Here is a 25,109-nt window from a genome sequence, read left to right on the forward strand (position 1 = left end):
TTCCGGGCAGTTACGGGTTTAATCGCCCTCATAACCTTGCGCGATCAGGTAATCATACGCTTCCATGACCTCAAGGGGAACTGCCTGCGCGATCTGAAAACCCAACGCTGGATATTCGAGGATACGCCGGATATCGCCAGCCATTTCACGCATGAGCATCTTTAAATCATGGCGCGGTGTCGGCTGATCTGCAAAGGCTGTCGGCGGTGCTGTAACGAATGCTTTGGCTTCCGGCCATTGCCTGTCAACCGTTGCGCGGACCCGACGCTGGGTTTGCGGCTTGGTCACGAAAATCGGGCTTATAACACCAGGCACCATTTTCTCACGCGAGAACAGGATATTTTCACCAATATTGGTGGCCTTTGGTTCAATGATGATAGCGCTTTCCGGCACGCCCGCAGCAATAGCGATTTCAGCAAAGGCTTCCGCTTCGGAGCTCTTGTAAAGACCTTTGGTCCAGTTGCCGCTGTGGCCCGTAAACATGAGCCAGGTGGCAAGGCCTTGCATATAAAGCTCGGCGGCATGTTCTGCGACGCGCGTATCGTAACTGCCCAGCCCGATGATGACATCGGCGGTCTGAAGTTCGTCATAGACGCAATGGTAATCCCATAGCATCCGTGCTGCGGCCAGTACTTCGACCGAGACTTCGGCCGGTACTGCAATTTGAATGTCTGATGTCATGTAAAGTCGATAGCCTGTAATGCGCTGCCATTGCGCTTTAGCCATGCTTTGCAGCGCTCGGTATCGGGGCAAAGATCGTGGCAGAGTTTCCAGAATTTCGGCCCATGGTTCATCTCAATCAGATGCGCCACTTCATGAGCGACGAGATAGTTGATGACGGGCGGCGGGGCCATGCCGATGCGCCATGAAAATGAAAGTACACCGTCGGAGGTACACGACCCCCAGCGGCTTTTGGTATCTTTGAACCGGACGGTCCTGGCCTTGCGGCCAACAGTTGCCGTATGGCGAGCGACCAGTTGTTCGATGTCGCGCTTAACTTCGCGCTTGAGGTAATCGGCGACGCGCCGCGCAAGATGCGTGGGGTCGCCATGAACGAGCAGAATATTGCCTTCCAGCAAATCCACCGTGCCACGTCCGGGCTGATGGGTGATGAGATGCGGAACGCCACGGATGGGGATTTTTACGCCTGCACGGATGCCTGCCTGATCGGGCAGCTTCGCAATGCGACTTTCAATCCAGCCCTCATGGCGGATCAGAAAGCTCTGAACTTCACGGTCCGGCAGACCGGGTGGAACAGTCACACGCAGACCTTTGCCACCAGTCTCAATGCGCAGGGTCAGACGTTTGGCACGCGGGTTTTCAAGCACACGTAAAGGCAATTCACGTCCCGCGACCGCATGAATGCGTTCGCTTCTGACTGTCGCCGACTTTTTGGCCGGAGAGGAACGAAATAAGGAAAAGCCCATCACTTAAGAATAAGTGATTCGCGAAAAAAGCCAGAAATTTTTCTATTTTCTGGCAAAACGACGCGGACAAAGCCCGCGTCGTTGCCGTGTTTACAGAACGATTTTAGAAAAGCTCAATGCATAGTTTCAACACTTTAGGGTGCCCGTTTTGCGTCCCAGAGGGCGCATAGCGCTCCAAAGGTCAAATGTCCGTGACTTCGTTGCTGTCGTTCTTTTTGCGTGTCGCTGGCGTCCGTTTGCCGGAGGCTTTGCGTTCAGCCATGAAGCGGTCGAACTCTTCCTTGTCGCGAGCACGGCGCAGTTCTGCTGCATAGGCTTCAAAATCGGCGCGTGATTCTTCCAGCCTGCGGCGTTCTTCTGCCAGGCGGTCGAGTTCTTCCCGGCGCCATTCGTCAAAAGCTGCGTTGCCGGTTGTGCCACCAAAGCCGAAGCTTTCGCTCTTGCCACAGTTGCGGAACGAGCCGAACATCGAGTCGGTCTTTTCGTTCACGCTGCGTTTGAAATCACCGAGACGGTCGCCCCAGATGATATAAGCGAGCATGGCGAGACCCAGCGGCCAGAAGAAAATGAAACCCAACACCATCAGCGCGATTGTCGCTGGCGTCCATGCTGGGCGGATCAATGCGGAATTGGTCATGGTATAACTCCGTGAAATCTTGGCCGATTGTTAATCTCCCGGCTTGATTTTGAGGTGGTGAACCAATTGCGGCATTTCAAGAATATGGCTCTCGGATTCCCGCAATGCGGGAGCTAACCAATGTGATTATCTCGCAATTTTTTTACGCAAATGTTCGAGGATGGCCACACCAAGCCCCGCCAGAAGCGCCCAGAAGGCTGAGCCTACGCCGAAAAAGGCGATGCCGGAGGCCGTCACTGCGAAGGTTATCACCGCTGCAAGCCGCTCTTCTTCGTGTTTAAGAGCCAGCGACATTGCATTGATGAACGGACCCGTCAGGGCAAGACCTGCCACCAATGCGATGAGTGTTGTGGGCAGCACTGCGAAGATCGCAACCAGAGATGCGCCGAACAAGGCGAAAATTACATAGATTGCTGCATAGACAGGACCGGTCAGCCAGCGCTTTGCATGATCGGGATGAGCATCCGGGCCAGTGCACAGTGCTGCAGAAATGGCAGCAAGATTGCTGGTTCCGGCACCGAACGGGGCTGAAAGCAGGGAGAAAAGACCTGTGACCTGCAAGGAGGCGCTGGTCGGAGGCTCGTAGCCTGAGGCGCGCAATACGGCAAAGCCCGGCAGGTTCTGTGATGCCATGGTGACGATATAGAGTGGTAGCGCCAAAGCGATGATCGCGCCCATGTGAAATTCAGGCCAGATCAGTGTCAGCGTCGAGATTTCCGGTGCAGGCAATTGTGGCGCGCGACCTGATAAGAGCGCGTAAGTCATGCCGATTACCAGCACCGCAATCACAGCGAGAGACGGGTTAAACAGGCGGATCACGAAAAACAGAGCCACCAGAGGCAGCACGAAAGCCGGGTCGAGCGACACAGTCTTTGCAGCCGCAATGACGAAACTCAGCAACACGCCTGCCAGCATGCCCGATGCGACAGATGTCGGAATGCACGATACCAGTGTCGAGAGCTGCCGGATCAGTCCGGTCAGGATGAGGGCAATGGCTGCCACAATGAAAGCGCCAACGGCTTCCGGCATGGTGAAACCAACGCTTGCACCAATAAGTGCCAGGCCCGGCGTCGACCACGCTCCGATAATCGGCATTTTATATCGAATACTCAGCCATGCGGATGAGGCGGCAATTGCCAGACAAACCGCTGTTACCCAGCTCGCGGTTTGCGCCTGCGTTGCACCAAGTGCATTTGCTGCTGCAATGATGAGAGCCAGCGTCGAGCCAAAACCGACGATTGCTGCGACTGCTGAAGATGCAAAGACCGAAAAGCGCATGGATTATTCCTTGCCAGACACTAGGCCAGCAACACGTTCGGCCAGACTGGAAACAGTTCGGATCAGCAAATCAAGGTCCTGCGGGCGGGACAGTCGATGATCGCCATCACGAACCAGCGTCAGCGTCACATCATCAACCGGCAAATGCTCGACCAGCTTCAACACATGCTGATAGGGTACGGCCTCATCCAGCATACCCTGAAGAATATGAACCGGGCAGCCTGTCTCGATGATTCCCTTCAGAACCAGATTCTGGCGACCATCTTCGATCAGAGTGCGCGTGTAGATATATGGATTGGGCGAATATTCCGAAGGTTCCTCGAAGTAACCCTTTTCGACGAGATCACGCTTTTGTGCTTCCGTCAGCGACGGTTCCACGAGTTCGGCGGTGAAATCAGGTGCTGGTGCGATCAGAACGATTCCTGCTGGTGAGTTACCAGCCTTTTTCAGCTCCTGCGCCATGCGCAGCGCAATCCATCCGCCCATGGATGAACCGACAAGAATTTGCGGGCCTTGCGCATATTTCGCATAGACAGCGAGGCTTTCATCGAGCCAGCGCGAAATCGTTCCCTGATTGAAGTCGCCACCCGACTCACCATGGCCCGAATAATCGAGGCGAAGCGCCGGATGCCCGGTCTTTTGAGCCCATTCGTCGAGAACAACTGCCTTTGTGCCCAGCATGTCGGAGCGATAACCACCAAGCCAGACGACCCCCGGAGCCTTGCGTCCCGGCCTGTGGCGGACAGCAATATTGGCCCCGTTCACGTCGATAAAGTCTGGCTGTGCTTCGCTCATTTTCCGTCTCCCGTTTGCTCGGCCCAATTGCTTAGAGGAGTAGTCACTCTGATTTGCCACTTATGTCACTATGGGAAAAGTCACCTGCCTTCCAGCCCCTTGAATTATTGGGAAATGTGACCGATATGTCGCTGGCCCCCTAAGGAAATGCGAGTTTATTCAGCCGGGGGTGATTTTACTCTTCAAAGATGCTATTGACTTTACCGCTCGCTTGACCACATTTCCGCGTTAAACTGCGGTTTGATGGGGGAAAGCCGTCGCGGGCTACGAAATTAAACCGCTGTTGACGTTAATAATCAGGAGATAACGACCATTCGCCGACCGTTCAGAGCGACGCCGGTCCAGAAAGACGGACCGCGCTCCAACCGTGATATCCGGGTTCCCCGGGTCCAGCTCATCGATGCCGAAGGCCACAACCATGGCAGCATCCCGACGCAGGAAGCAATTGCAATGGCTGAGGAAGCCGGTCTCGATCTCGTTGAGATCGTGCCGAACGCCGAGCCACCTGTCTGCAAGATCGTGGATCTTGGCAAGCTGAAGTATCAGAATCAGAAAAAAGCCTCCGAAGCGCGCAAGAAGCAGAAAACGGTCGAAATCAAGGAAATCAAGATGCGACCGAACATCGACACTCATGACTATGAAGTGAAGATGAAGGCTGCACAGCGTTTCTTCGAAGAAGGCGACAAGGTCAAGGTTACGCTTCGTTTCCGTGGCCGTGAAATGGCCCACCAGGAGCTCGGTATGAAGCTTCTGTTGCGTGTGAAGGAAGACACCGTTGAAATCGCAAAGGTGGAATCCGAGCCAAGGCTCGAAGGCCGCCAGATGATGATGGTGTTGGCTCCGCGCTAACAATAAATTGCTGCCTTTGAAAAGCCGCCTTCGGGCGGTTTTTCTTTTCATAGTGATCTGATTCCGACATTCGCATCACTGAACGACAAGCATCGGACAAATGTCGGAATCGCACGGACCGCTAGCAAGTTTAGGTATCTGGTGGTTGTTTGGAATTTGGCCTTTGAAATAGCATTTCGGGCAGCCGGGTTTCAAACGTTAAAAGCAATCCACTGGATCAACCCTCTTTCAGAGATCAAGATGAAAACACTGGGCGAACTGGGAAAATATCAGCAACGACGTCGTCTTGCGATTGCCATTGTCATCGGGCTTCTTGTGGTTGCGCTGTTGTTTGTGCGTTCACAATCGACAGGTCATATGCATGAATATATCGAGTCCTTCGGCATAAGCCTTATCGTTGCAGCGATTATTGGCCGTATGTGGTGCACGCTCTATATCGGCGGACGTAAGAGCGCGGAAATCGTGCAAAGCGGCCCCTATTCCATCACGCGCAATCCACTTTATGTGTTCAGCGCCATCGGTGCCATCGGCATCGGCGCGCAGACAGGAAGCCTTATCATTGCACTGGGTTTTGGTGCTCTGTGTTATCTGGCTTTTGCCACTGTCATTCGGACCGAAGAGAAATTTCTCAGGGCGAATTTCGGAAAGCCTTATGAGGCCTATTGCGCAAGTGTGCCCCGATTCTTTCCAAAGTTCTCATTGTTCCGTGACGATAAGGAGCTTCTGGTTAAGCCTGATCGCATTTATCGCACCTTTACGGACGGACTTGTGTTTTTCGTGGCCTACCCTTTCTTTGAATTCATAGAATATCTTCAGAACGTCGGCACATTGCCGGTTCTTTTGCGCCTTTATTGATGGTTCGGTTGCAATCCAGCCAGATTCAAGCAGATTCTGGCCAATTCGGGCATTGCGTTTTTCGGGCTTTCAGCCTATAAGGCCGCGTTCGAACCGCCCGGCAGGGCATGCCGTGGCGGTTTCGTATGCTTTTCGGACTTGGTCGGTCCGGAAGTAAAAACAAGGTTCTTTGTCAGTCACAAGCACAGGCGCCTTTCAAATAAGAGGCGTGGAATGCCGAAGGCATGACAGGGATCGTAAAACAGGAGTAGCAAAATGCCCAAGATGAAGACCAAATCGGCTGCTAAGAAGCGGTTCAAAATTACTGGCACTGGCAAAGTTGTAGCTGCGGCTGCCGGCAAGCGCCATGGCATGATCAAGCGCTCGAACAAGTTCATTCGCGATGCACGCGGCACCATGGTGCTCTCGGACGCAGATGCGAAGATCGTAAAACAGTTCCTGCCTAACGGCCTCTAAGCCGTCTATCCTTGTAAGGAGATCATAACATGGCACGTGTAAAACGCGGCGTAACTTCCCACGCCAAGCACAAAAAAGTTCTCGATCAGGCTTCCGGTTTTCGTGGCCGTCGTAAAAATACAATCCGCACCGCTAAGGCTGCTGTAGATCGTTCGAAGCAGTATGCTTACCGCGATCGCAAGAACCGCAAGCGTACGTTCCGCGCTCTCTGGATTCAGCGTATCAATGCTGCTGTTCGTGAGCACGGCCTGACTTACGGCCGCTTCATTGATGGTCTTGGCAAAGCAGGTATCGAGATCGACCGTAAGGTTCTTTCCGACATCGCAATCCATGAACCTGATGCGTTCGGTGTGCTGATTGCTTCTGCTAAGAAGGCACTAGAGTACCTCAAGGGTACAGAGACGCCAAACGCTTTTGAAGGCGCTGTTCGTTAAGCCAGCCCTTCCCGAAGTGACATTTTGATTTTGGGAACCCGCGCTGGCTCGGCTGGCGCGGGTTTTTCTTTCGTATCTGGCGTCCGCTGCAAATATCACGGATCAAGAGGCACGACAGGGAAGCAAAACAAGAGGCCTGAATAAGAGGCATGGAGTGCTGCAAGCACGACAGGGAAGCTAAACAAGAGGCGTGGAGTGCTGCAAGCACGACAGGGACGTAAATAGATGAGCGATCTTGAACAACTCGAACAGACTATTCTTGGCGATATCGCTGCTGCAACTGACGAGCAGGCGATTGAAGCGGTGCGTGTGGCGAGCCTTGGCAAAAAAGGCACCATCTCTGAGAAGCTGAAAACATTGGGCTCCATGTCCCCTGAAGAGCGTCAGGCGCAGGGACCAGCTATCAATGGTTTGAAGAACCGGGTCACAGAAGCCCTGACTGAGCGCAAGACAGAACTGCGCAAGCAAGCTATTGCAGCGCGTCTTGAGCGCGAAAAGGTCGATGTGACGTTGCCGGTACGCGAAAGCGCTGCATCGCGAGGCCGCATTCACCCGATTTCTCAGGTTATCGACGAAATCACCGCAATCTTTGCCGATATGGGTTTTTCGATTGCCGAGGGTCCGGATGTCGAGACCGACTATTATAATTTCACGGCGCTGAACTTCCCCGAAGGCCATCCTGCGCGCGAAATGCACGACACGTTTTTCTTTAATGCAGACGAGAAGGGCGAGCGCAAGCTTCTGCGCACGCATACCTCTCCGGTGCAGGTACACACGATGGAGAAGTTCGCTGCCATCCGTGACAAGGAAGGCCGCGACGAACCGATCCGTATCGTCATTCCGGGCAAGACCTACCGCATGGATTCCGACGCAACTCATTCGCCGATGTTTCATCAGGTCGAGGGTCTGGTCGTCGATAAGTCGGCTAATGTTGCCAATATGAAATGGGTTCTTGAAGAGTTCTGCAGGGCGTTCTTTGAAGTGCCATCGGTGACGATGCGCATGCGTCCAAGCTTCTTCCCCTTCACCGAACCTTCGGTGGAAGTGGACATTCAGTGCGACCGTTCTGGCCCGCATGTGAAATTTGGCGAAGGCAATGACTGGCTCGAAATTCTGGGCTGCGGCATGGTGCATCCAAATGTACTGCGCGCTTCTGGCTACGATCCGGACGTCTATCAGGGCTTCGCATGGGGCATGGGCATCGACCGCATCGCCATGTTGAAATATGGCATGCCCGATCTGCGCGCCTTCTTCGACGCCGATGTGCGCTGGATCAATCATTATGGTTTCCGTCCACTCGACATTCCGACGCTGTTCGGCGGTCTGAGCGCGTAAAGACAGGAAAGGAATAAAGAAATGAAATTCACACTTTCCTGGCTCAAGGATCACCTTGAAACTGACGCGACGCTTGCTGAGATCGTTGAGAAGCTGACCGATATCGGTCTGGAAGTGGACGGGGTTGATGACCGCGCCGCTTTCAAGGCATTCAAGGTTGCCAGGGTTCTGACTGCCGTTCAGCATCCTGATGCGGACAAGCTGCGCGTTCTCTCGGTTGATACGGGCGAAGGCCAGCCGGTTCAGGTCGTTTGCGGTGCACCAAATGCACGCGCCGGTCTTGTCGGCGTTCTGGGCCGTCCTGGCGATTACGTACCGGGCCTTGATGTGACGTTGTCGGTCGGCAAAATCCGTGGTGTTGAAAGCTTTGGCATGATGTGCTCCGAGCGTGAGCTTGAGCTTTCTGAAGAGCATGATGGCATTATCGATCTGCCTGATGATGTTCCGGTCGGAACGAGCTTTGCCGCCTATATGGGCCTCGATGATCCGATCATCGAAATCGGCCTCACACCGAACCGTGCCGACTGCACAGGCATTCGCGGTATCGCGCGCGATCTGGCAGCTGCTGGTCTTGGCACGCTCAAGAACCTTGATGCAGAACCTGTAAAGGGTGAAGGCGAGACACCGGTTAAGGTGGTTCTCGACCAGAATGCGGAAAACCCGTTCTGTACGGGTTTTGCACTGCGTCTGGTCAAGGGTGTCAAGAACGGTCCAAGCCCGAAATGGATGCAGCATCGTCTTAAGGCTATCGGTCTGCGCCCGATCAATGCACTGGTGGACATCACCAATTACGTGACGTTTGATCTCGGCCGTCCGCTGCACGTTTTCGATGCGGCCAAGGTCAAGGGTAATTTGACAGTCCGTGCGGCCAAGGATGGCGAAACCATTCTCGGTCTCGACCAGCGTGAATATAAGTTCAAGCCGGGCATGTATGTGATCGCCGATGAAAACGGTCCCGAATCGATTGCCGGTATTATGGGCGGCGAGCATTCGGGTTGCGATGAAAACACCGTTGATGTGCTGATTGAGTCCGCTCTGTGGGATCCGCGTATGATTGCACGCACGGGCCGCGAACTTGGTATCGTCACCGATGCGCGCTATCGTTTTGAGCGTGGCGTTGATCCGGAAATGATGGTTCCGGGTGCGGAAATTGCGACCAGGCTGGTTCTGGAACTCTGCGGTGGTCAGCCAACAGTTCTCGACGTGGTTGGTTACAAGCCTTATCAGGCCCGTGTCATCGATTTCCCGATTGCGGAAGTCAAACGCCTCACCGGCATCGAAGTGCCTTATGATGCATCGTTCGATATCCTGAAGCGCCTCGGTTTTGGTGTTGAAGGCGATGGAAAAGTCATCAAGGCAAGCGTGCCAAGCTGGCGTGGCGACGTGGAAGGTAAGGCTGACCTCGTTGAAGAAGTCATGCGTATTCACGGCATCAACCAGATCGCGCCACAGCCGCTGCCAAATCATGGTGCGGTCAATGGCCGTATTCTGACGACGCTTCAGATCCGCACGCGTCTTGCCCGTCGCACACTTGCTTCACGTGGCATGATGGAAGCCGTGACCTATTCCTTCATTTCTGACGCGCAAGCCAAAGCCTTTGGCGGTGGCAAGCCAGAACTGAAGCTCGCCAATCCGATCGCAGCCGATATGTCGGATATGCGCCCTTCGCTTCTGCCGGGACTTTTGGCTGCCGCTCAGCGTAATGCAGATCGTGGTTTTGGCGATACGGCTCTGTTCGAGGTTTCGGGCATCTATGAAGGCGACAAGCCTGAACAGCAGCGTCGCGTGGCTGGCGGTATTCGCCGCGGCACCGCTGGTGTTGAAGGTTCGGGTCGTTTCTGGGCTGGCAATGCGACCACGGTTGGCGTCTTTGATGCCAAGGCCGATGCGCTGGCAGCACTTGAAGCTGCCGGTGCACCGGTTGACCGCGTCCAGATCGAAGCCGGGGCGCCTTCATGGTTCCACCCTGGACGTTCGGGCACTTTGAAGCTCGGACCGAAGGTCGTTCTCGGCTATTTCGGCGAGTTCCATCCCGATACGCTTGAAGCACTCGACGTGTCAGGTGCGCTTTGCGGCTTTGAAGTCTATATCGATGCGATCCCTGAGCCGAAGGCCAAGGCAACCCGCACCAAGCCAGCTTTGAGCCTCTCGCAGTTCCAAAGCCTCAAGCGTGACTTTGCGTTTGTGGTGGATGCCAATGTCGAAGCTGGCAGTGTCGTGAAGGCGGTTTCATCTGCTGACAAGAAGCTGATCGCGGGCGTTCAGGTCTTCGATATCTTCACAGGCGCTTCGCTTGGAGAAGGAAAGAAGTCGATCGCGGTTGAAGTGTTGTTGCAACCGCAGGATCGTACGCTGACGGATGAGGATCTTGAAACCTTGTCGAAGCAGGTGATCGCAAGTGTCACCAAGCAAACCGGCGGCGTCCTTCGCGGATAAGTGTCATTGAAAAGCCCGGCTTTGAGCCGGGCTTTTTTTTAACCTCTCAGACCAATGCAGTTGCCCCACGGGTCTTTGATCTGGCACATACGCAAACCATCCTGAATAGTCAGCGGTCCACGATAAAGCTTTCCGCCAATCGCAATGAAATGCGTGACTGATGTGTCGAAATCATCAACATGCCAGTAAACAATACTTCCCGCTGCACCAGATGCTACCTTTTCATCTGCCAGAACAATCTCCAGATCGACATTACCAATCTGCAGATAGCTGAAATCAAACGCCTCAAGATGTTTGAGGACAGCTTGAGGAAAGGCCTTGCTGTACCAGCCGATTGCAGCCTCGACATCGCTTACATGCACTAGAACCGCGGATATGATGCCGGTCATGCAGGAACGGCCTGACGCACAGGCATCGCGAGCATTGCCATATCGATGATCTTTTGAACGGCGCCACGCGAATTTCCGTCGCGGGCTTCAAAAGAAATGCTCTGCTGAATCATGTGATAAAACTCGGTCATCTGCACTATGTCGGTTTCTGCAGGTAGATCGGCTGCAGCGAGCGCACGTGTCAGTCGCTGTGAAAGCCGCTCATGATTGGTGTGGCGGATGGCCTGAAGAAATTCTTTCACCGGCACGTTTTCCGGTTTGCACTGGATGGAGCTCACACTGATCATGCAGCCGCCAGCAGGGCACGCAAAGGCGCTGTCGGCAGACAGTTCCAGCCATTTGCGCATGCCATCCTGAATGGTTTCGGAATTTTCAAGAGCATCAAACGGTGCGGCGCCGATGGTTCGCTGATAATAGTCCACCGCTTCACGAAACGCCTGCTCCTTGTTGCCAAAGGCCGCATAGAAGCTTGGCGGCGTGATGCTGATCGCCGCCGTAAAATCGTTGATCTGAGCGCATTCATAACCCTTCGCCCAGAACACTTTCATGACTTTTTCCAGCGCAACATCGCGATCGAAGCTGCGTGGACGTCCGCGCGGAACCATTTTTCTCCCTTTCTGTAGTTATCCCTATATAATTTTCTTGACGCTCAGGATCAAGACGATATGAATTATGTAGTATCGACTATATAAATAGGATTCGTCCCATGAACGAAGTGTGTGATTCTGCCATTGCGGCGGAAGGGGTTTCTGCGTCGCCAAGCGAGGCGCGTGCGATCCCGTTGGTGGTCTATTGCCTGACGCTGGGCGTCTTTGCACTGACCACTTCGGAGCTGATGATTTCAGGCATGATGCCCGCACTTCAGCTGGCCTTCGGGCGTTCGATATCCGATATCGGCAACCTCATCTCGCTTTACGCGCTGGGGATGACAATCGGTGGACCAGTGGTCACAGTGCTGTTTCTGGCTCTGAAGATTGAGAACAAGCGTGGTCTGCTGTTCCTGTTGATATTCTATGCGCTCGCACAGAGCATCGCTGCTTCGACCAGCAATTTCCAGGTCATGTTGATCGCCCGTGTTCTGACCGGTATGGCGGCTGCGACAAGCTTTGGTCTCATGCTGGCAATTACCGCTCAGCTGGTTGCGCCTGAATTGCGTGGCCGTGCTTCCTCGCTGGTCTTTGCGGGGCTGATGCTTTGCACCGTTCTTGGCGTGCCGCTGGCAACTGCAATGACCAATAGTTTTGGCTGGCGGGCAAGCTTCTGGGCGATTGTCGTACTCATCCTCTTTTGCGCTTTTGTGATCGCACTCAAGATCGAAGCGACGCCGAACAAGGCCGAGGTAAACTTGCGCTCCGAACTTAATGAAATGCGTAAGCCAAGGCTTTGGGCAGCCTATGCGACCAGCGCATTGGTGATCGGCGCTTCTTTCTCTGTCTATAGCTATCTGTCGCCGATAACAGCAAAACTGGCTGGGTTTGAAGAAGCGCAATTGCCGTTCCTGTTGGCCATTTACGGCGCGGCAAATATCATCGGAAACTATATTGTCGGTCGGTTTGCTGACCGGCATACGATTGCGGCCATTTTCATCGGCATTCTTGTCATGCTTGCTGCGATGGTGATCTTTGCCCTGTTTGCGGAATTCAAGTTTGCGACCATTCTTGCAATCGTCATGATTGGTCTGACGGGCATCGCGCTTAACCCGGCCTTCATTGCACGGGTGATGCGGATTGCGCATCCGGGCGCATTGGTCAATGCGATGCATGCATCGGTCATCAATATCGGGCTGGGCCTTGGGCCTTGGGCGGGTGGTCTGGCACTACAGTCCGGCTATAGCCTGCACGCCCCACTTTGGGTGGGTGCAATCATGACGCTTGGTGGTTTGCTTACCCTTGCACCTCGCGCTTTGCGTAGAATGTAATTCATTCAAAGACCAACAAAAAAGCCGGGGCACCAACCCCGGCTTTTTTGATTTCTAGAGGCTCTTAGTCCTTTGAGAACATCGTCGCGCTCTGCGATGTAGAGACCATCGTGTTGTAGTCGCTCACGATCCACTGGAGATCGGAAGCAGCACCGCCCTTGCGTGCATCCCCCTTGGTCTTTTCCAGCTTTTCCTGAAAGTCGCGCAGTTTGCCGAGAAGGCTTGCAGGACGGGATTCAAAGACGTGGAATGAATTCGGATGTTCAGTTGCATAGTCGTCCATTTCACGGACGGCTGCTGCATAAGCATCCATGGCCTTGCCGAAAGCATCCATATCGACAACCGGCTTTTCATTTTCCGGCAGCAGTTCAACAACGACATTGGCACGCATCATGACATTGCGTACGTGCCAGCTGGCTTTCTTGCCTTCAGCCTTTTCTAGCGCTGCAAGTTCAGCCAGGTCGATCTTGCTCTTTTCTTCGCTTAGCAATGCATCGACGCGCTTGCGTTCCCTGGTGAATTCGGGCGCATATTCAGCGATCTGCTTGTGAAACGCCTTGGCATCAGCAAACTTGTCGGACTTGTAGTCTTTGCGATCATAATATTTGCTGGCCTTTTCGACCACTGGAGCCAGCTTCTGATAGATCGCTATGTAGCTGACCATGGCCTCATCAAGAGCAGGCAGCTTGGGTTCTGCTGTGGTGGCGGTCTCAGCCGCTTCGATCTCGCTGCGCACATCATAGAGTGAATAAAGACCGTAGACATTGCGTTCCTTGCCGGTCGGACCTTTTTTCATGTCGACCCAGCTGTCGTATCTGTCGAGAGATTCCGAGGCGCGAATTGTGCGGTTGAGAAGCGAAACATAGGCATTCATCTTCTCGATTGCGGCGTTGGGATCGGCTTCATCAGCAGATTGCGCAAAAGCAGCTATCGGCAAAATGACTGCCATAATCGTGAACAGAATCGCACGCGGCGAGAATCGTTTCATTTGGTTTTCCCTCTTTGAGCACATTCTAAAAGCAAAAACTTACTTCAGCATATTCACTTTAAAAGCCGGAAGTTATGTCCCCCTCCGGCTATTTGCTGGCGTTGTCTGGGAGCCAATCACTCCCGGAACGATTTCTTTGATTTGAAGATGACGCCGTAGATTCCATACATCAGGCCCAATCCCACAAGGGAAAAGCAAGCAATGACAGCGGCGGCGATGGCAAATATGCCAAGCACTTTCGTGATGGTTGTTGTTTGCATGGCGGGCAAAGAGCACGCATACACAAGAAAAACAAGCTTTATTAGAGCTATCTACTTTACGGAAATGTGTGTCTGAATATTCGCGTTATCTGGGGATGCAAGACTAGGCATAAAAGACTGGAGATGTAAGGCATTTCCGTCAGAAGCAGAGAAAAAGCAAAAAGCGGGGACAGCGCCCCCGCTCCTCTTTGGCGATCAGTATTTTGGCTCGTTCTATCAGAGACCGGTCATGGCGAGAGAGGCGTCGGTGTAACGTTTGCCTGCAATTTTCTCAGGATCGAAAAGCGTATTCAGCCGTTCGAGTTCTTCCGAGGTCAATGACACGTCGGCTGCTTTGGCGTTGTCTTCCAGATGGTTAACTTTACGGGCACCAGGAATAGGAACGATGAAATCGCCCTGGTTGAGTACCCAGGCAAGCGCCAGCTGTGCCGGAGTAACCTGTTTTGCATGGGCGATCTCGGCGATCAAATCGACCTGTCTGTTATTCGCTTCAAGATTTCCCGGCTGGAAGCGCGGAAGCGTCTTGCGGAAATCATCTTCTGCCAGATCGGATTGCGAGCGCACCTGTCCTGTCAACATGCCGCGACCGAGCGGGCTATAGGGCACGAAGCCGATACCAAACTCGGCACAAAGTGCCAGAACTTCCTGCTCCGGCTCACGCGTCCAGAGTGAGTATTCATTCTGCAGCGCGGCAATCGGGTGAACGGCATGAGCGCGGCGGATTGTCTTTATGCCGGCTTCAGAAAGTCCAATGGTTCGGATTTTACCCTCGTCGATCAGGTCTTTCATCGTGCCGATCACATCTTCGATCGGAACAGCCGGATCGACGCGATGCTGATAGAAGAGATCGATCGTTTCAATATCGAGACGCTTTAATGAGGCTTCGGCCACCGCGCGGATATTTTCGGGACGACTATCCACACCCACAGGCTTGCCGTCTTCGATTTTGAAGCCGAATTTCGTGGCAATGGTTATTTTATCGCGGAAAGGCTTGAGCGCCTTGCCCAAGAGCTTTTCATTCTCATAAGGGCCATAAACCTCGGCTGTATCGAAGAATGTGATGCCCAGATCAAAAGCACGGTGCAATGTGCGAATGGCATCCTGTTCGTCCTGTCCGCCATAGGCATAGCTCATGCCCATGCAGCCAAGGCCGATTGCGGAGACAGTCAATTCCTGGCCAAGCTTGCGCGTTTTCATAGGTATTCCTTTCGGGACGAGTTCTGAAATCTGAATGTCTGCACATTTATGCAGAACAAAGCGCGGAAGCCCTGAGAGGCAAGGGGACACAAGGAAGGGCGTCCGGCGAGATGGAAGTTACGCCCTGAACTCCTGTTCGATAATACCGATTTATTTTCACGGGTTATTCTATATTTTAGAACAATGAATCGAAATCAGCTTTCCCAACTGGCAGTTCTGGCCGCCGTTGCAGCCCATGGCAGCTTTCGTGGTGCGGCGAGAGAATTGTCGATTGCGCCATCGGCGGTCAGTCATGCCGTTGCAGCTCTTGAAGATAGTCTTGGTATTCGGCTTCTGTCACGCACCACACGCAGCGTGGCACCCACCGATGCCGGACGACAACTGCTGGAAAGGCTCGCGCCTGCGCTTGAAGAAATTCACCAGGCTTTGGGGGCGGCGATTGAAGCCCGCGAGCGCCCTGCAGGAACGCTGAGAATTACGATGCCCCATATCGCCGCACAGTTTGTCATTGCGCCGCGGCTTGGGGCGTTCGCCGAGGCCTATCCGGACATCACGCTTGATCTCACAGTCGAAAGCGCTTTCACAGATATTGTATCGGCCGGATTTGATGCGGGAATGCGGCTCGGTGAGAGCCTTGAGGCCGACATGATCTGCGCGCGTCTTACGAGTGATCTGCGTGCCGCGATTGTGGCATCGCCTTCCTATCTTGCAAAAGCATCAATCCCGAAACATCCCAATGATCTGATGCAGCATCGTTGTGTGCGTCATCGCTTTGCCAGCGGCCGTGTTTATCGCTGGGAGTTTGAAAAAGCAGGCGAAGAGCTGGAAGTTGCGATCAATGGCTCGCTCATTCTCAACGATGACAGACTGATCCTTGATGCCATTCTAAACGGTGCCGGTCTTGCTTATCTGTTTGAAGACCATGTTCGTGAGGCATTGAAAGACGGTCGTCTTGTCAGAGTGCTTGAAGACTGGTGCCAGCCTTTTGCGGGGCTTTATCTCTATTATCCGAGTCGCCGCCAGATGCGGCCTGCCTTGCGCGCATTCATTGATTTCTTTCGCGGATCATATGAGATGCAGCATCGCTTTCTGGGGGCGTGAGCTTGGATCATCTTCGTTATTCCGGCCTTTCTGAACGGGTACAGAAAGAACATTTCAGCAGGATTATAAAAGCCGATCCCGTTCTTTGGGATGCGCTGCATCATGTGCACAGTCTCAACCTCGCCGATTGGTGGCTTGTGTCGGGTGCGCTCTATAATTCTGTTTGGAACGCTTTGACCGGACGCCCATATGGGTATGGCATCAAAGATATCGACGTCGCTTATTTCGATGATCGGGACATTTCATGGGAAGCTGAGGATAAGGTTATTCAGGCGGGTGCATCAGTCTTTGCGGGTTTCCCTTTACCCGTCGAAATACGCAATCAGGCTCGCGTGCACCTATGGTTCGAAAAACGTTTCAATCAGCCCTATATGCCGCTTCGTTGCGCATCCGAATCGATAGAGCGTTATGCAGCTATTGCGCATTGTGTGGGTGTCCGTCTGGAAAGTGACGGTAGGCTGACTATTCACGCTCCTTTTGGGTTTGATGATATTTTTTCGTTTCGTATTCGACCCAATCGTGCCATCGATAACCGCGAAACATATGAGATCAAGGCTCGCCGCGCGTTGGAATACTGGCCTGAACTGATTGCTCAGTGCTGGGCCAAACAAGGCTGAAGCCGATATAGATAAAGGGAATAGCATGTTTCGTTGGGGTATTCTTTCCACGGCCAGGATTGGCGTTACACAGGTCATTCCGGCGCTGTGCGCTTCCGATAATGGCGTGGTCCATGCGATTGCCAGCCGCGATCATGCACGCGCTCGCGCTGTTGCTGACCGTTTTGGCGCGCCGCTTGCCTTCGGTTCCTATGAAGAGCTTCTGGCAAGCGACGAAGTGGATGGTGTTTATATCCCGCTGCCGACCTCGCAGCATATCGAATGGACATTGAAGGCGGCTCAGGCTGGCAAGCATGTGCTTTGTGAAAAGCCGATTGCGTTGAAAGCCGACGATATTGATCAGCTGATTGCGGCGCGCGACAAGCACAAGGTCGTGATTGCTGAAGCTTTCATGGTCTATTACCATCCACAATGGATCAAGCTTCGTCATCTTCTGGCGGAAGGTGCCATTGGAACTTTGCGCCATGTGCAGGGCGCTTTCAGCTATTTCAACGATGATCCGGGCAATATGCGCAACCAGCCCGAACTTGGCGGTGGCGCACTGCCCGATATCGGCGTGTATCCAACGGTTGTCACGCGCATGGTAACGGAAAAAGAGCCTGTGTCGGTTCAGGCGTCGGTTGAGTTTGATCCGAAGTTCGGCACTGATCGTTATGCCAGTGTGTCGGCGCGATTCGATGGTTTTGACCTGAGCTTCTATGTTGCTACCCAGCTTGCCGCGCGCCAAACCATGGTTTTCCACGGCGATAAGGGGTTTATTGAGGTCGAGGCGCCATTCAATACCGGCAAATATGGTCATGGCCGCATTACGCTCTATAATGCCGGACATACAGAGGCGACTGAATGGTCGTTCTCCGATACAAACCATTACCAGCTTCAGGCTGAAAACTTCGTGCGAGCCACAAAAGGCGGCAAAGAGGAAAGCAGCGTGATGCTGTTTTCTCTGGAAAACTCAAAGGCAAATCAGAAATTCATCGATGCGATTTATATGGCGGGTAAGAGCAGCGGTTTCGTAAACGTCTGAGAGAGCCGTAAATTCTGACAGGCAGGAATCTTTCATTGTGATGTGTCTTGTGACTTGCAGTGAAAAAGAGCCTTTCTTATATACGCCACGCATGAGGCTTTGATGTTAGGCCGGTGGATCATGTGATCTTCCGCACCGAAACCCTAAGACAAGCATTGTGAAACCGATAGGAGCCGCCTATGGAACGCTCGGTAGAGGTCCAGGCGGTTTGCTGAATGGAGAGAAATATGGCTAAAGTTATTGGTATCGATCTGGGAACGACCAACTCCTGCGTCGCCGTTATGGACGGAAAAAGCGCGAAGGTCATCGAAAATGCTGAAGGTGCTCGCACGACGCCTTCGATCATCGCTTTCAGCGATAGTGACGAACGTCTCGCTGGTCAGCCTGCGAAACGTCAGGCCGTCACCAATCCTGAAGGCACCCTGTTTGCCGTCAAGCGTCTGATCGGCCGCCGCTTTGATGACCCAATGGTCACCAAGGACAAGGACCTCGTCCCTTACAATATCGTCAAGGGCGACAATGGCGACGCTTGGGTAGAAACCCACGGCAAGAAGTATTCCCCATCGCAGGTTTCCGCGATGATTCTTCAGAAGATGAAGGAAACGGCTGAATCCTATCTCGGTGAAACCGTGACGCAGGCCGTTATCACGGTCCCTGCTTACTTCAACGATGCCCAGCGTCAGGCAACCAAGGATGCCGGCAAGATCGCTGGTCTTGAAGTTCTGCGCATCATCAACGAGCCGACCGCAGCAGCGCTTGCTTATGGTCTCGACAAAAGCGAAGGCAAGACCATCGCTGTATACGATCTTGGCGGCGGCACGTTCGACGTTTCGGTTCTCGAAATCGGCGACGGCGTGTTTGAAGTGAAGTCGACCAACGGTGACACGTTCCTCGGCGGTGAAGACTTCGACATGCGTCTGGTCGAATATCTGGTTGCCGAGTTCAAGAAGGAACAGGGCATCGATCTTAAGAAAGACAAGCTTGCTCTGCAGCGCCTCAAGGAAGCTGCTGAAAAGGCCAAGATCGAGCTTTCGTCCGCGCAGCAGACAGAAATCAACCTGCCATTCATCACGGCTGACCAGTCTGGTCCTAAGCACCTTGCAATCAAGCTTTCGCGTTCGAAGTTCGAAAGCCTCGTGGACGATCTCGTGCAGCGCACGGTTGAGCCATGCAAGGCAGCGCTCAAGGATGCAGGCCTTAAGGCTGGCGACATCGATGAAGTGGTTCTGGTTGGCGGTATGACCCGTATGCCGAAAATCCAGGAAGTCGTTAAGGCTTTCTTCGGCAAGGAACCACACAAGGGCGTGAACCCGGACGAAGTTGTTGCCATGGGCGCAGCAATTCAGGGCGGCGTTTTGCAGGGCGACGTCAAAGACGTTCTGCTGCTCGACGTAACCCCGCTTTCGCTCGGCATTGAAACGCTTGGCGGCGTGTTCACCCGTCTGATCGAACGCAACACGACGATCCCGACCAAGAAGTCGCAGACCTTCTCGACCGCTGAAGACAATCAGTCGGCTGTGACGATCCGCGTTTTCCAGGGCGAGCGTGAAATGGCTGCCGACAACAAGATCCTCGGTCAGTTCGATCTCGTTGGCATTCCGCCAGCACCACGTGGCGTACCGCAGGTTGAAGTGACCTTCGATATCGATGCCAACGGCCTTGTCAATGTGTCTGCGAAAGACAAGGGCACAGGTAAGGAACACCAGATTCGCATTCAGGCATCGGGTGGCCTTTCTGACGCCGACATCGAAAAGATGGTCAAGGACGCTGAAGCAAATGCTGAAGCCGACAAGCAGCGCCGCGATGCGGTTGAAGCCAAGAACCAGGGTGAAAGCCTGCTTCATTCGTCTGAAAAGTCGTTGAAGGAATATGGTGACAAGGTTTCGGCTGAAGACAAGCAGGCAATCGAAAGTGCAATCGCTGCACTGAAGACCTCGCTTGAAGGTGACGATGCCGAAGACATCAAGGCGAAGACGCAGGTTCTTGCCGAAGCTTCCATGAAGCTTGGTCAGGCTATGTATGAAGCAGCGCAGGCTGCCGAAGATGCAGGCGCTGAAGGTGGCGAACAGGCTTCTTCAAACGACGATGTTGTCGATGCCGATTATGAAGAAATCGACGACGACAAGAAAAAGTCGTAAGCCTTGTCCGTAAAGCATGAGCCCGGGTCACTCCCGGGCTTTTGCGGCCTTTCGGGACGGTTGCACCGGACGGACAAAAATAAAAAAAGTCCAGCAGACAGGTCAGACAGAGGCCGCTTTGCGCAAAATGGGACCGTGGAGACGCTATCCGGGAAAAGGATGCGATCCAGCCGTCGGGATAACGAACTATGAAGATCGATTACTACGAAGCTCTGGGTGTGGAGCGAACAGCAGACGATAAGGTGCTTAAAACCGCCTTTCGCAGGCTCGCAATGGAGTTTCATCCGGATCGCAATCCGAATAATCCGGATGCTGAACGCAAGTTCAAAGAAATCGGCGAAGCTTATGAAACGCTGAAAGATCCGCAAAAGCGCGCAGCTTACGACCGTTTCGGTCATGCAGCCTTTGAAAATGGCGGCATGGGTAACGGCTTTGGTGGTGGCGGCGGCGGTTTCGGCGGAGCTGGTGGTTTTGCTGATATTTTCGAAGATATTTTTGGCGAGATGATGGGTGGCGGTCGCCGCCGCTCCAATGGCGGACGCGAACGCGGCGCCGATCTGCGCTACAATATGGAAGTCACCCTTGAGGAAGCTTATTCCGGCAAGGCAGCACAGATCCGTGTTCCGACATCCATGACCTGTGATGAATGCTCGGGTTCGGGCGCAAAGCCCGGTTCGCAGCCGACCACCTGTACCATGTGTGCTGGTTCGGGCCGTGTGCGTGCCGCGCAGGGCTTCTTCTCGGTTGAGCGCACCTGTCCGACCTGTAATGGTCGTGGCCAGATTATCAAGGACCCTTGCGGCAAGTGCCATGGTCAGGGCCGTGTGACGCAGGAGCGTTCGCTTTCGGTCAATATCCCGGCTGGTATCGAAGATGGCACCCGTATTCGTCTTGCAGGCGAGGGTGAAGCTGGAACGCGTGGCGGTCCATCGGGCGATCTCTATATCTTCCTGTCGGTCAAGCCGCATGAGTTCTTCCAGCGCGACGGTGCCGATCTTTATTGCAAAGTGCCGATCTCAATGACGACTGCGGCACTGGGTGGAGATTTTGAAGTCTCCACGCTCGACAGCACTCAGACACGCGTGAAGGTGCCTGAAGGCACGCAGAACGCTAAACAGTTCCGCCTCAAGGGCAAAGGCATGCCGGTTCTGCGCCAGCAGGCAGTGGGCGATCTTTATATCCAGATCGATATCGAGACACCGCAGAACCTGTCCAAACGCCAGCGTGAGCTGCTTGAGGAATTTGAACAACTCTCGTCCAAGGAGAACAGTCCGAAATCGGCAGGTTTCTTCTCCCGGATGAAGGAGTTTTTCGAAGGTATAGGTGAGTGAAGAAAAGGGAGCCGTTTGGCTCCCTTTTTTTACGCTTTCCTTAATGTCGCCTTGCCTAAGTACTCCAATGCGGCATAAACTTGCCTGATAACGACAATGGGAGCAGTGAAGAATGGCAGGGCAGCTCGGCAGGAAACTGGCCGCTAAGTTCGATGAGGAAATTCGTTTTTTCAAAGGTTGGATAGACGGACCGAAAGCGGTCGGCGCAATATTGCCGACAAGTTCCATCACGGCGCGACGTATGGCGAGCGTCATCGATACGAAATCAGGCTTGCCTGTTCTCGAGCTCGGACCGGGCACAGGTGTAATCACCAAAGCCATTCTCGCCCATGGCGTGAAGCCTTCCGATCTCTACTCGGTTGAATATTCGCCGGATTTCGTGGAGCATCTCGACAAGGCTTATCCAGATGTAAATATCATTCAGGGTGACGTGTTCGATCTCGATCAGGCACTTGGTGATATGAAAGATCAGAAATTCGACAGCATCGTTTCCGCTGTCCCCATGCTGAATTTTCCGATGGAAAGCCGCATTCAGCTTATGGAAGACCTGCTGTCGCGCATGCCGCGAGGTCGTCCTCTGATTCAGATCACGTATGGCCCACGTCCGCCGGTTCCGGCAGGCAAAGGCAATTACATTGTGCAGCATTATGATTTTGTGGTGCGCAATGTTCCTCCTGCGCAGCTCTGGGTCTATCGCAGCCCGCTCGTCTGACCTTTTACGGAGTTAAGTCATTTGATGACGGCAAAGATCCTGATTTTTGCGGGCTCTATCCGCAAGGGCGCATTCTCGGGCCATATGGCGGATGCAGCCGCCAGGGAACTGGTAACTCAAGGCGCCAGCGTGACACACATCACGCTGGCCGATTTTCAGCTTCCGATCATGAATGAGGATCTGGAAGCTGAAGAAGGCATTCCTGAAAACGCCATGAAGCTTGGTCGTCTCTTTGCAGAGCATGACGGGCTGATGATCTGTTCGCCGGAATATAACGCATCGATCCCGCCGCTTCTCAAAAACACGGTCGATTGGGTCAGCCGTATTTCCCGGGATGGCGACAAGCCGTTCAGGCCTTATGCGGGTTTGACGGTTGGACTGTGCTCGACATCCAATGGCGTCTTTGCCGGTATGCGTGGGCTTTATCACTTACGCGCAGTTCTGATGAATGTTGGCACCCAGATCGTCAGCGAGCAATGCTCGGTTGGGGGTGCAGCTGATGCTTTCAATGATGATGGCACGCTTAAAAATGAACGTCACACAAAAATGCTGAGCGCTGTCTGTGCCAGTCTCATTCGGCACTCGGTCAATCCGGGGCGCTGATAGTCAGCGTTATCTGCACATTTCAGGGCGCGGTATCTTTCGTACCGCGCCCTGTTGTGCGATTAAAACAAAAATCATCACGGAGAGATTTATGACAACGATAGATTTACGCGATCGGCTGATCGTGGGCCTCGACGTGCCGACCGTTGCTGATGCGGAAAAAGTGGTCGAAGAACTGGGCGATGCAGTCACTTTCTACAAGATCGGCTATCAGCTGGTATTTGCGGGCGGCCTTGATTTCGCGAAGAGCCTGATTGCAGCAAATAAAAAAGTCTTCCTCGATATGAAGCTTCTCGACATCGACAACACCATCGCCAAGGGCGTGGAAAATGTCGCAAAGATGGGCGTTTCCATGCTCACTTTGCATGCCTATCCAAAGGCAATGCGCTCTGCTGTCGAGGCTGCAAAGGGTTCTGATCTCTGCCTGCTCGGCGTGACGGTTCTGACCTCTATGGATGATGCAGATCTGAAGGAAGCGGGCTATTCCGATACGCCGGAAGCGCTGGTTCTCAAGCGTGCACAGCAGGCGCGTGAGGCAGGCATGGGCGGGATTGTAGCATCCGCGGCTGAAGCCTTTGCGATCCGTCAGGCAATCGGTCCCGATATGGCGGTCGTCACCCCCGGCATTCGCCCCGCAGGCAGTGAGAAGGGCGATCAGAAGCGCGTGATGACGCCCGCAGATGCACTCAAAGCAGGTGCAAGCCATCTTGTCGTTGCGCGCCCAATTGTCGGCGCAGCCGATCGCAAGGCCTCGGCCCTTGCCATTCTGGAAGAAATGCGCTCGGTTGGGTAATCAGTTTCTGAGGAGGACAGCATGACCAAAGCCTATTGGATCGCCCGCGTAGATGCCCGTGATACGGAGCGCTACAAGGATTACGTCTCGACTGCTACGCCAGCTTTCGAGCGTTACGGTGCGAAGTTTCTTGCGCGCGGCGGTAAGTCTGAGGCTGTTGAGGGACCGGGCCGCGCCCGTAACGTCATCATCGAATTTGAATCCATGCAGCATGCGCTCGATTGCTACAATTCGCCGGAATATCAGGCTGCGAAAGCCATCCGCCAGACTGTAGCGGACGGCGAAATCGTCATCGTCGAGGGTGCCGCCTGATTATAATCTTACCGGCCGGTCGTGACGTCCGGCGACTGAAAGATCAAGCAATATGACCTTGCCCGCATGCGGATCCGCATCGCGGGCATTTTCATTCATGCCTTCATGTGCGCTGGTGACAATCAGGACCGACGCATCGGCGCCAATGAAAGCCGGGCAGGTTGGCTGGGTAACAGGCAGCTTGATCGAGCGTAAGAGGCGGCCTTGCGGTGAATAGGCGTTGAGCGCGCTTCCGCCCCAGCATGCATTCCATAACGTACCTTCGGCATCAACCACCGAGCCATCAACCCCACCGTCTTCGACGCGATGATGAAAGACGCTTTTCTCCGATGTGGGCAGGCCAGTTTCGGAATCCGTATCGACACGCCAGATGATGTTGCGTGCTGTATCTGCGAAATAGGCGATCTTTCCATCGGGGGAAAAACAGATGGAATTGGTGATGGTGATGCCGGAGAACAGCTTTTTCACATGGCCTTCGCGATACCACCAGATCGAACCGGCATCCGCTTCGGCTTTCTTGCCCATGGTGCCAATCCAGAATGAACCGGACGGGTGCACACGCGCATCGTTGGAGCGGGTGATATCATTATCGGCTTCGAGCGGATGATGCAGCGTCAGGCGTCCATTTGCGCGCTCGCGCACAAAAAGCCCGTGTTCACTGACGACCAATTGCCGCTCACGATCAATGACCGCGAGCGCGCTGGCTTTCATGCCGAGATCATGTGTGCGGACTTCACCGCTATCGTCTTTCTCGATCAACCTTTGGCCGAGAATGTCGAACCACCAGCATTGAGCCGTCAGCGGGTCATATCCCGGACCTTCGCCGAGCTCAGCTATATGGTCGGCAAATATGGTTGTCTTGACTAGTGTCACCTTTTCCTCCCGGCGCTAGTGATCTGATTCCGGCATTTGCATCCTTCGGTTACAGGCCCTGGACAAATGTCTGAATCAAAAGGACCACTGGCAAGTTTGTGAATCGAGTGGATTTTTCGAGTTTTACGTTTGAACCAGAATTTGTGTCGGTCGGAATTCAAACGTCAAATTCAATCCACCAGCTCAGCCATGTTAGAGAGCAGCATAATCAAGCCTGTTCCCGCGATCCAGTTACAATTCCGCGCAATTGCATATCGAGCATCTGCGATCAGAAACAGCCCTGCTTTTTGCTCGTTTTGTTTGGAGCGTCTGGCTATCTGATTAAGCCAGATCGGTGCTCCAAACTTTTAT

The 25,109-nt window shown here is 53.7% G+C and carries 26 protein-coding genes; 16 read left to right on the forward strand and 10 right to left on the reverse strand.

Annotated features, from left to right (window positions below; genetic code table 11):
• Positions 1–18: 18 nt before the first annotated feature.
• From CEV32_RS18315 to CEV32_RS18335, 5 genes are all read right to left on the reverse strand, one after another.
• Positions 19–681: a YdcF family protein gene (locus CEV32_RS18315; RefSeq protein WP_235818847.1), complete on the reverse strand. Its 663-nt coding sequence runs from the start codon at positions 679–681 to the stop codon at positions 19–21.
• The gene (locus tag CEV32_RS18320) at positions 678–1,427 is read right to left on the reverse strand and encodes a M48 family metallopeptidase (RefSeq protein ID WP_094578551.1); all 750 of its coding nucleotides are present in this window, start codon (positions 1,425–1,427) and stop codon (positions 678–680) included. Before CEV32_RS18320 ends, CEV32_RS18315 begins: the two co-directional genes overlap by 4 nt.
• Positions 1,428–1,608: 181 nt before the next feature.
• Positions 1,609–2,064, reverse strand: a complete 456-nt coding sequence (locus CEV32_RS18325) for a DUF2852 domain-containing protein (RefSeq protein ID WP_094578552.1) — start codon at positions 2,062–2,064, stop codon at positions 1,609–1,611.
• 126 nt (positions 2,065–2,190) lie between these two features.
• Entirely contained in the window at positions 2,191–3,342 is a 1,152-nt protein-coding gene (locus CEV32_RS18330; protein ID WP_094578553.1) for a benzoate/H(+) symporter BenE family transporter, read from the reverse strand.
• Positions 3,343–3,345: 3 nt separating this feature from the next.
• On the reverse strand, positions 3,346–4,137 hold the full coding sequence (locus CEV32_RS18335) for an alpha/beta hydrolase (protein WP_094578554.1): 792 nt from the start codon (positions 4,135–4,137) through the stop codon (positions 3,346–3,348).
• A 312-nt stretch (positions 4,138–4,449) separates the two neighbouring features.
• On the opposite strand from CEV32_RS18335, the gene infC reads away from it, so the two are divergent.
• The 6 genes from infC to pheT all read left to right on the forward strand — a co-directional run bounded on the left by infC (position 4,450) and on the right by pheT (position 10,502).
• The gene (gene infC / locus CEV32_RS18340; protein WP_094578555.1) at positions 4,450–4,986 is read left to right on the forward strand and encodes a translation initiation factor IF-3; all 537 of its coding nucleotides are present in this window, start codon (positions 4,450–4,452) and stop codon (positions 4,984–4,986) included.
• A gap of 240 nt (positions 4,987–5,226) precedes the next feature.
• Entirely contained in the window at positions 5,227–5,841 is a 615-nt protein-coding gene (locus tag CEV32_RS18345) for a methyltransferase family protein (RefSeq protein WP_094578556.1), read from the forward strand.
• A gap of 255 nt (positions 5,842–6,096) precedes the next feature.
• Entirely contained in the window at positions 6,097–6,297 is a 201-nt protein-coding gene (gene rpmI, locus CEV32_RS18350) for a 50S ribosomal protein L35 (RefSeq protein ID WP_007872654.1), read from the forward strand.
• Positions 6,298–6,326: 29 nt separating this feature from the next.
• The gene (gene rplT, locus CEV32_RS18355) at positions 6,327–6,731 is read left to right on the forward strand and encodes a 50S ribosomal protein L20 (protein ID WP_094578557.1); all 405 of its coding nucleotides are present in this window, start codon (positions 6,327–6,329) and stop codon (positions 6,729–6,731) included.
• 225 nt (positions 6,732–6,956) lie between these two features.
• On the forward strand, positions 6,957–8,066 hold the full coding sequence (pheS, locus tag CEV32_RS18360) for a phenylalanine--tRNA ligase subunit alpha (protein WP_094578558.1): 1,110 nt from the start codon (positions 6,957–6,959) through the stop codon (positions 8,064–8,066).
• 21 nt (positions 8,067–8,087) lie between these two features.
• Positions 8,088–10,502 (forward strand): phenylalanine--tRNA ligase subunit beta, encoded by a 2,415-nt coding sequence (gene pheT / locus CEV32_RS18365; RefSeq protein WP_094578559.1) that lies wholly within the window; start codon positions 8,088–8,090, stop codon positions 10,500–10,502.
• Between the two features lie 38 nt (positions 10,503–10,540).
• Here the strand turns inward: pheT and CEV32_RS18370 are convergent, their stop codons facing one another.
• The gene (locus CEV32_RS18370) at positions 10,541–10,891 is read right to left on the reverse strand and encodes a VOC family protein (RefSeq protein WP_094578560.1); all 351 of its coding nucleotides are present in this window, start codon (positions 10,889–10,891) and stop codon (positions 10,541–10,543) included.
• Positions 10,888–11,496 (reverse strand): TetR/AcrR family transcriptional regulator, encoded by a 609-nt coding sequence (locus CEV32_RS18375; RefSeq protein ID WP_094578561.1) that lies wholly within the window; start codon positions 11,494–11,496, stop codon positions 10,888–10,890. The genes CEV32_RS18370 and CEV32_RS18375 overlap by 4 nt, the downstream gene beginning before the upstream one ends.
• A gap of 101 nt (positions 11,497–11,597) precedes the next feature.
• Here CEV32_RS18375 and CEV32_RS18380 point away from each other — a divergent pair, with 101 nt between their 5' ends.
• Complete coding sequence (locus CEV32_RS18380) at positions 11,598–12,809, forward strand: MFS transporter (RefSeq protein WP_094578562.1); 1,212 nt, start codon at positions 11,598–11,600, stop codon at positions 12,807–12,809.
• 64 nt (positions 12,810–12,873) lie between these two features.
• Here the strand turns inward: CEV32_RS18380 and CEV32_RS18385 are convergent, their stop codons facing one another.
• Both CEV32_RS18385 and CEV32_RS18390 read right to left on the reverse strand, forming a co-directional pair.
• A complete protein-coding gene (locus CEV32_RS18385) occupies positions 12,874–13,797 on the reverse strand; it encodes a YiiG family protein (protein WP_094578563.1) in 924 nt (307 codons plus the stop codon).
• A gap of 476 nt (positions 13,798–14,273) precedes the next feature.
• Positions 14,274–15,254, reverse strand: a complete 981-nt coding sequence (locus CEV32_RS18390; protein WP_094578564.1) for an aldo/keto reductase — start codon at positions 15,252–15,254, stop codon at positions 14,274–14,276.
• 183 nt (positions 15,255–15,437) lie between these two features.
• Here CEV32_RS18390 and CEV32_RS18395 point away from each other — a divergent pair, with 183 nt between their 5' ends.
• From CEV32_RS18395 to CEV32_RS18435, 9 genes are all read left to right on the forward strand, one after another.
• Positions 15,438–16,355, forward strand: a complete 918-nt coding sequence (locus CEV32_RS18395; protein ID WP_094578565.1) for a LysR family transcriptional regulator — start codon at positions 15,438–15,440, stop codon at positions 16,353–16,355.
• Between the two features lie 2 nt (positions 16,356–16,357).
• Positions 16,358–16,972 carry a nucleotidyltransferase family protein gene (locus CEV32_RS18400; protein WP_167382827.1) on the forward strand — a complete coding sequence of 205 codons (615 nt, stop codon included), beginning with the start codon at positions 16,358–16,360 and terminating at the stop codon, positions 16,970–16,972.
• Between the two features lie 25 nt (positions 16,973–16,997).
• On the forward strand, positions 16,998–17,996 hold the full coding sequence (locus CEV32_RS18405; RefSeq protein WP_094578567.1) for a Gfo/Idh/MocA family protein: 999 nt from the start codon (positions 16,998–17,000) through the stop codon (positions 17,994–17,996).
• A gap of 227 nt (positions 17,997–18,223) precedes the next feature.
• A complete protein-coding gene (gene dnaK / locus CEV32_RS18410; protein ID WP_094578568.1) occupies positions 18,224–20,134 on the forward strand; it encodes a molecular chaperone DnaK in 1,911 nt (636 codons plus the stop codon).
• A 188-nt stretch (positions 20,135–20,322) separates the two neighbouring features.
• Positions 20,323–21,465, forward strand: coding sequence for a molecular chaperone DnaJ (gene dnaJ, locus CEV32_RS18415; protein ID WP_094578569.1), 1,143 nt, complete (start codon positions 20,323–20,325; stop codon positions 21,463–21,465).
• A 112-nt stretch (positions 21,466–21,577) separates the two neighbouring features.
• On the forward strand, positions 21,578–22,177 hold the full coding sequence (gene pmtA, locus CEV32_RS18420; RefSeq protein ID WP_094578570.1) for a phospholipid N-methyltransferase PmtA: 600 nt from the start codon (positions 21,578–21,580) through the stop codon (positions 22,175–22,177).
• Positions 22,178–22,201: 24 nt separating this feature from the next.
• Complete coding sequence (locus CEV32_RS18425; RefSeq protein ID WP_094578571.1) at positions 22,202–22,780, forward strand: NADPH-dependent FMN reductase; 579 nt, start codon at positions 22,202–22,204, stop codon at positions 22,778–22,780.
• A gap of 91 nt (positions 22,781–22,871) precedes the next feature.
• Positions 22,872–23,573, forward strand: a complete 702-nt coding sequence (gene pyrF, locus CEV32_RS18430) for an orotidine-5'-phosphate decarboxylase (protein ID WP_094578572.1) — start codon at positions 22,872–22,874, stop codon at positions 23,571–23,573.
• A gap of 21 nt (positions 23,574–23,594) precedes the next feature.
• Entirely contained in the window at positions 23,595–23,885 is a 291-nt protein-coding gene (locus tag CEV32_RS18435) for a DUF1330 domain-containing protein (protein ID WP_094578573.1), read from the forward strand.
• Here the strand turns inward: CEV32_RS18435 and CEV32_RS18440 are convergent, their stop codons facing one another.
• Positions 23,886–24,758 (reverse strand): SMP-30/gluconolactonase/LRE family protein, encoded by an 873-nt coding sequence (locus CEV32_RS18440; protein ID WP_094578574.1) that lies wholly within the window; start codon positions 24,756–24,758, stop codon positions 23,886–23,888. It abuts the gene before it with no gap.
• Between the last annotated feature and the right edge of the window lie 351 nt (positions 24,759–25,109).

The sequence above is a fragment of the Brucella rhizosphaerae genome, assembly GCF_002252475.1.
In the GTDB taxonomy this organism is placed as follows: Bacteria; Pseudomonadota; Alphaproteobacteria; order Rhizobiales; family Rhizobiaceae; genus Brucella; species Brucella rhizosphaerae.